Consider the following 6,086-nt stretch of genomic DNA (forward strand, 5'->3'; position numbering starts at 1 on the left):
CCCCTCCTTTCCTAATCCTTCTTTTTGTTGATCTGAATCTCGTCCCCACGGCTGAGGGCGGCCCCGCTGCTGCGCTCGTACAGTTTCTTGTAGCGTTCGTATACCCCATCAGGCATTTTCTTGCCATTGATGCGCAGCGTGCCTTTCCCATTAAGGGAAAACCGATAATCATCGGCGCTTTCAATAAACCCATCCTCAAGCATAGCGCTTTCCAGGGCAGATTGAGAGCTGCCCGCACGGGGGAAAAACAAAGCCCGCTCCATGGCAGGCGCATCTGCACGCAGTACCATCCTGCGCTCTATCTCCCTAGCTTTGCGTTCTGCATCCCGCATAGCCCGCTCAGTAATCCGGGCCTGATGCTCTTCCATATGCTCCAGCTCTCGCTCTTGCTGCCGCATAGCCCGCTCCACATCACGCTCAGCCCGCTCAATGATCACTTCGATTTCTCTTTCCGAAACCGGCGTTTCCCCTTTCCAGATAAAAGGGCCTTCCCCACCAAAATGGAATACTTCTACGTCTTTTTCCAGCAGGAGGCTATCCCCTAATAAAATTTCATTCCCATCGATCCAGATTACTTGCTCCCCATCTTCGCTGCGCTCCACAATGACCTCCATTTCCATAGGGCTGCCCTCTTCCACGGATTCTATCATGACCTTCACCTGCCCATTCTCCTCTTCGGTAGTGATGACTTTCATCTTTTTCTCCTTTTTCATCCGGATCTTGCCCGGCGCAGGAGGCGCGGGTGGAGCAGGTGGAGCAGGAGGCGCGGGTGGAGCAGGTGGAGCAGGTGGAGGCGGGGGCATTTCACTCATTATCCGCTTCAGCTGAGGCTCATATTCCGCGTATGCCGACTCTGGCACAGCCTTGCCATTGACTTTCAGCTCAGCAATAACACCATCCTTAATCGTCGCAGAGAGGGTCTCCCCGTTCTCGTCTGTTTCAATTTGAAACTCACCCTGTGGGAAGGTGTCGTGCAGTACCTCGTGCCTAATTGGCGCTTCAGGCATCCCTTCGAAGGGCCGGTGATAGCTGGCGTAAGCAAAGGATGCGAGGAACAAAGCGGCCAATAAAAGCCCTGTTGCTAGTGTTTTCTCCATCATAAAACGTTTTTGTTGTGGTTGGTTGAGAATGCGCCGTACGCGGGCGAGCAGTTGAGGCTGCCCATGCCCTGACATAGCCATCGCCATGCGAAGGCTTTGCTGCCCTGCCGTTTCTATGCACAGTAGGGCTTTGGCATAGGCCAAAGGGGCTGAGCATAGCCTTAGCGCGATATCATCGCAGCAATGCTCCCGCTCCATCCGCGCGCAGGCAGACATCCACCAAACAGCCGGGTTAAAATAATACAGCGCTTCGATCAGCGCTTGTAGCACATTGATCAGGTAATCGTGGCGGGCAATATGGGCCAGCTCGTGGGCCAGCACCGCCTCAGCTTGCTCAGGGGTAAGTGCATTGAGGGTGCCCACCGGCAGCAAGATCACTGGCTTCAGCCAGCCGATAGCGACTGGCACTCGCACCAGCGCAGACTCCCAAAGGGCAACAGGCCGGTGGTAGGCCAGTTTTCCGGCAAGCCTGTCCAACTCTTGCTTCCAAGTATCTGCAACCGCAAACAGCCCGCGGTACCTCAGCCGCTGAATATAGGCTAGCCCGCCAAGCATACGGAGCATGAAGAAAAGGGCTCCAGCCAGCCAAGCCAGCACGAGAAACGGGAGCCAAGGCTCAAAAAAAACAGCCCAGCTTTCCCATAATAGGGGCTCAGGGGGAGCGATAGGGCCGCCCTGGCCCAGAACAAGACGCTCTTGCCCTGCCATGCCGGGCTGCAAAGCCATGGCATCAGCCTTTTTGGGCAGCACCCTGAGGAATGTCAACACTGAAATCGCGGGCAGGGAAAACAACGCAGCCAGGCTCAGCCGGTAGCGGAGCAAAGCAGACCGGCGCTGCAACAACAATAGGCAGGCAGCCAGCAGCAATGCCATGACGCCCCCCTGCCAGAGCGCATGTAGCACCGTCCAGCCCAAGGCATAAACCCAGTCTTCTGACAAAAAGCTCGATACGTAATTCATAACAATCGGGTGATTTGATCAGGCTTCAGTGCCAGAGCCGCCGCTCTGCTGCCCGGATTCCAGTTGCTCAATCAATGCTTTGATCTCGTCCAGCTCGGACTCGGAGGCTTGATGGTTGCCCAACGCCTGCATGACCATCTTCATCGCAGCGCCCCGAAAAGTGGTGTCAACGAATTTATCCAAAAGCTGACGCTGGGTGTCCTGCTCTGTCACTGCAGCAGTGTAAACATGGGTACGGGTAGAGGTATCCCGGGCGGCCAGCCCTTTCTCTACCATAATCTGCATCAGCTTCAGGGTAGTCGTATAGCCCACTTCCCGGTTGGCATTCAGCACTTCGTTCACCTCACGCACCGTGCTCGCCCCTCTGGCCCATAAGACCTGCAGGATTTCCAGCTCAGCTTCCGTAGGCCGCGGCCATGGCTTTTTCTCCATATCTACGATTCTTTTCGTAGCAAAGATATACGAAGTAGTTCGTAGATAAAAATTAAATACGAAACTTTTCGTAAAAAATTGCCTGCGCCCCAGAGCAATAATGGCAACTAATACCTGCCAAGGGGAGTTGTAATAAAGACAGGGTGCCAAAGGGCATGCCGCATTTCCAGCCTGCCAAGTTCTAAGGACCCTTCAGCGGCCCACAGGGTTGCAACCCTGAGGTGGTGCGAGCAGCAGGTATTTTAGAGTTCATCTTTAACGCTACAACCCTCGCCTATGCGCCTCTTCTCCACCTATTGGCTGTTTTTCGTGTCTTCCCTCTTGCTAACGCTCAACAGCTGTACGGATGAAGGCCCAGCCTCCTCTTCAGCAGCAGCCGCCGACACCACAGCAGTGCTGCAGCCTGCCACAGCTATGCCCTCCGCCCTCCCCTGCCCTGTGCCTGGCACAGAGGTGCTCGGGAGCCATTACCTCAGCCCGGAGCAGGGCGTGCTCGTCATGATCACAGCAGACAGCAGCACCTATAATGAGCGCCTAGGCAAAAGCTTCCGGGTGCTTTCCGTATACGAGCCTGCGGCCTGCGAACTGCTGCAGCGGGAAGTGCTCCCTGTAGATCAGAGCCCAGACTTTGCCTATACCCTGGCAGCCATTAATTACAATCGGCAAAACCAGCTGCTCGCCATTCAAGGCGCGACCCATTTCTTTTTGTACGACCTGGCTACCAAGAGCCTCTCTGCACCTATTTCTCCTGTTTTCCCCAAGCCACGGCCTGGCGTGGATGCCCAATCGGGGCATATCATGCAGCTGGAGCTTTGGGAAAACTGCCTCATCGGTTATGCACAAGACTGTGGGGCTTTTGCATTCCAATTGGAAGAGGGGCTGCGAGCAGTGCCCATCAACCCGCTTTCTGACTACCAAGTCCCGGAGGGCCCCCATTACCATCAAGCCTTCCTGCTGCACTCTGATACCGGGCAACAGATCATTGTGCCCGCTTACGACCGTGCGGGGGGAGGATTTTCCATCAACCCTATCCTTCCCAAGCCCGAACCTATTGACACCTCAGCCTTGGCGATTGCACAAGACGGCCGCTTTGTCCTCCTGCGGCAACAAACCCGGCGGAAGCGCCCTATCGTGGTTGACCTGCTCCGCCAAGAGCAAGCCAGCCTGCCCAGTGACATTGAATGGAAAAGCAATGCTGATATACTAGACTGGATGAAAGTGATGCAGTAGCTGAGATCAACCACAAAGCCTATGACTTCCCGGCGTATCTTCCCTTTACTCGTACTATGCTGCCTTGCACTGCCTCAAAGCCTGGCCCAAGGCAGCATGACCACCAAGAAAGTGCAACGAGCCTTGGACAAAGCCGGCTATCACTACGAAGGGGAGCCGGGGGCTTGGCTGCTGTATGAATCCAAATACATCTTACTGCTCTTTTCTGATGAAACAGAAAACCGGCTCCGCATCTTCACCCCTGTCATCGAAAGCAATGAAATTGGGCCTCAGCAGCTTGAGCAGATGCTGACAGCCAATTTCCTGGACGCCCAAGATGCGAGATATAGCCTGCACGAAGGCTTTGTTGTCAGCCTGTTCACACATCCCCTCCGCTCAATGACCCGCGAACAGCTCTACGATGGTATACAGCAGGTTATCAACTTGTCCAGGTCTTTTGGCTCATCGTACTCTGGCTCATCCGCCGGGCCAGACCCCCCTCTGGAAAAAGAGGAGGACGAAGCCCTCAAAAAACGGACCTGAGGGCTCAGGCATTCATAAAATCGGCAACCAACCGATGAAAGTGGTGCACACAACGCTCCATTTGGGGCGAAAAACGGCCAGCTCCATACAGCCGGGCCTGTATCCCCTGCTGTACCGACTCTACCACCGCTTCGTCCTCCAGCTCGGTCTGATCAATGCTATTGTCTTCCCGCCGGTATGGTGTGCCCCGAAAGCGGTAAGCCCGGAACCTCACCTTTGTGCGGCCGGACGCTTGGGGCTCAACTAGGTTAAGGGAAAGCCCCCAAGGGTAAAAATTGAACATCAAGTTGGGGAAGAGGAAGAAGTAGTAGGCATAAACCGCCCGGCCGGCATCGGGATGGCCTTCTGGCAAATCAAACACCGGCTCCCCTTCCCGGGCAATCCCAATCTGTAGGCTACAGTAGCCAAAAGTCTCATAATCGTATGCGCCAAAGTCCAAGGCCTCATTCAGAGCCGGGTGGACAAAAGGCACGTGAAACCCCTCGAGGTAATTATCGCAGTACAATGCCCAGTGTGCCTCCACCTGATAATCTACCACCCCATCTTCCATCAGTTCCAGCTCTTGGAGCGGGAGGAAGCCCACCCGCTCGGCTATCGGAGCTGTAATTTCGGAGAAAGGGGCATAAGGGCTCAGGCTTACCCAATTCATGCCCAGCCATTGCTCATGGCTGACCGGTGGAAGGTCGTCTGCGGGGCTAGGGAAATTGGCAGCACCTTCAAAGCCCGGCATACTTTTGAAAGCACCATCGAGCCGGAAGCACCTGCCGTGGTACCCGCAGCTCAGCTGACGCGCTGGCCCCGGCGCTTCCACCAGGATTTTCCCCCTATGGGTACAAACATTAGATAGGGCATGCCAGCGGTCTTCACGGGTACGGGAAAGCAGCAAAGACTCGTCGAGCACTCCGGGGAGGAGCGTAAAAGGGAAAACGTAGCCCGGATGAGGACATACCGCTTCATCCCCGGCAAAATGCCAGGCCCGGGCCCATATTTTATCCTTCGCGGCTTCAAAAAGCCCTATATCCCTGTAAAAGCGGGAGGGCAGTGTTGCAGCCCGGCTGATATCCGGGTCTATAGCAGGCAGGTATTTCATAACGCTTAGGTTTTCAATCTGACGGTTTATGCCCTCACCGGGCCAGCTGCACTCCCCCTTCGAGCTGCTCTGCCCTGCCATCGCCCCTTATCACTTCAATCTGATAGGTATAAAGCCCAACAGGAGCGGGCTCCCCGGCCGACACCCCATCCCAGTACCGTTGGCGGTCAGCCAGCCCATCGAAGCCATTGGCTTCGTAAAGCAAGCCCCCCCAACGGTCATAGATGCGGTAGGTGGCCACCCAGAACGGCAGGCCCGAAAACAGCTCGAAGCGGTCATTCCGGCCATCATCATTGGGAGAAAATGCGCCGGGCACAAAGACAGGGCATTCGCCCAGCACCATCCCTTCTGCCGTACGGATACAGCCCTCAGCATCTACAACCTGCAGCACATAAGCCCCACTTACAAGGCCCTCCCATCTACTGCTGTTCTGTTCTTGATCGCCCAGGAAATACCGGTATGGGGCAGCCCCTCCCGACACCTCTATCTGCAGCTCGCCATCGGGCTTGCCACAACGGCTGGGCTGCAAGGGCAATATAGCCATCCGCAATGGCTCCGCGCCGGGCACCTCCACCTCAAGCACTTCGGAAACACACCCTACAGAATCGGACACCGTCAGCTGAAAAACGCCGGCAGAAAGGCTGTCGAACCGGCCGTTATTGCGGCCCAATGCCCCATTTAGCTCGAAGGAAAGAGGGCCTGCCCCTCCGCTCCCGCTCACCTGCAGGCTACTTTCCCCGGGGCCGCACCCC

The 6,086-nt window shown here is 55.9% G+C and carries 6 protein-coding genes; 2 read left to right on the forward strand and 4 right to left on the reverse strand.

Annotated features, from left to right (window positions below; genetic code table 11):
- Positions 1 to 11: 11 nt before the first annotated feature.
- Both FRY97_RS07335 and FRY97_RS07340 read right to left on the reverse strand, forming a co-directional pair.
- Entirely contained in the window at positions 12 to 2,060 is a 2,049-nt protein-coding gene (locus tag FRY97_RS07335; RefSeq protein ID WP_147166793.1) for a M56 family metallopeptidase, read from the reverse strand.
- Positions 2,061 to 2,078: 18 nt separating this feature from the next.
- Positions 2,079 to 2,492 carry a BlaI/MecI/CopY family transcriptional regulator gene (locus FRY97_RS07340; RefSeq protein WP_147166794.1) on the reverse strand — a complete coding sequence of 138 codons (414 nt, stop codon included), beginning with the start codon at positions 2,490 to 2,492 and terminating at the stop codon, positions 2,079 to 2,081.
- Positions 2,493 to 2,768: 276 nt separating this feature from the next.
- On the opposite strand from FRY97_RS07340, the gene FRY97_RS07345 reads away from it, so the two are divergent.
- Together FRY97_RS07345 and FRY97_RS07350 are read left to right on the forward strand one after the other, a co-directional pair.
- Entirely contained in the window at positions 2,769 to 3,722 is a 954-nt protein-coding gene (locus FRY97_RS07345) for a hypothetical protein (protein WP_147166795.1), read from the forward strand.
- A gap of 96 nt (positions 3,723 to 3,818) precedes the next feature.
- A complete protein-coding gene (locus FRY97_RS07350) occupies positions 3,819 to 4,244 on the forward strand; it encodes a type III secretion system chaperone (protein ID WP_147166796.1) in 426 nt (141 codons plus the stop codon).
- Between the two features lie 4 nt (positions 4,245 to 4,248).
- Here FRY97_RS07350 and FRY97_RS07355 read toward each other — a convergent pair whose 3' ends face one another.
- Together FRY97_RS07355 and FRY97_RS07360 are read right to left on the reverse strand one after the other, a co-directional pair.
- Complete coding sequence (locus FRY97_RS07355; protein ID WP_147166797.1) at positions 4,249 to 5,334, reverse strand: aromatic ring-hydroxylating oxygenase subunit alpha; 1,086 nt, start codon at positions 5,332 to 5,334, stop codon at positions 4,249 to 4,251.
- A gap of 34 nt (positions 5,335 to 5,368) precedes the next feature.
- The coding region (locus FRY97_RS07360; RefSeq protein WP_147166798.1) for a T9SS type B sorting domain-containing protein at positions 5,369 to 6,086 on the reverse strand (718 nt) is incomplete at its 5' end.

The sequence above is a fragment of the Phaeodactylibacter luteus genome (assembly GCF_007993045.1).
Lineage (GTDB): Bacteria > Bacteroidota > Bacteroidia > Chitinophagales > Saprospiraceae > Phaeodactylibacter > Phaeodactylibacter luteus.

Coding starts and splice junctions, on each gene's coding strand:
- FRY97_RS07335 (WP_147166793.1), bottom strand. CDS start 2,060: ATGAATTACGTATCGAGCTTTTTGTCAGAAGACTGGGTTTATGCCTTG.
- FRY97_RS07340 (WP_147166794.1), bottom strand. CDS start 2,492: ATGGAGAAAAAGCCATGGCCGCGGCCTACGGAAGCTGAGCTGGAAATC.
- FRY97_RS07345 (WP_147166795.1), top strand. CDS start 2,769: ATGCGCCTCTTCTCCACCTATTGGCTGTTTTTCGTGTCTTCCCTCTTG.
- FRY97_RS07350 (WP_147166796.1), top strand. CDS start 3,819: ATGACCACCAAGAAAGTGCAACGAGCCTTGGACAAAGCCGGCTATCAC.
- FRY97_RS07355 (WP_147166797.1), bottom strand. CDS start 5,334: ATGAAATACCTGCCTGCTATAGACCCGGATATCAGCCGGGCTGCAACA.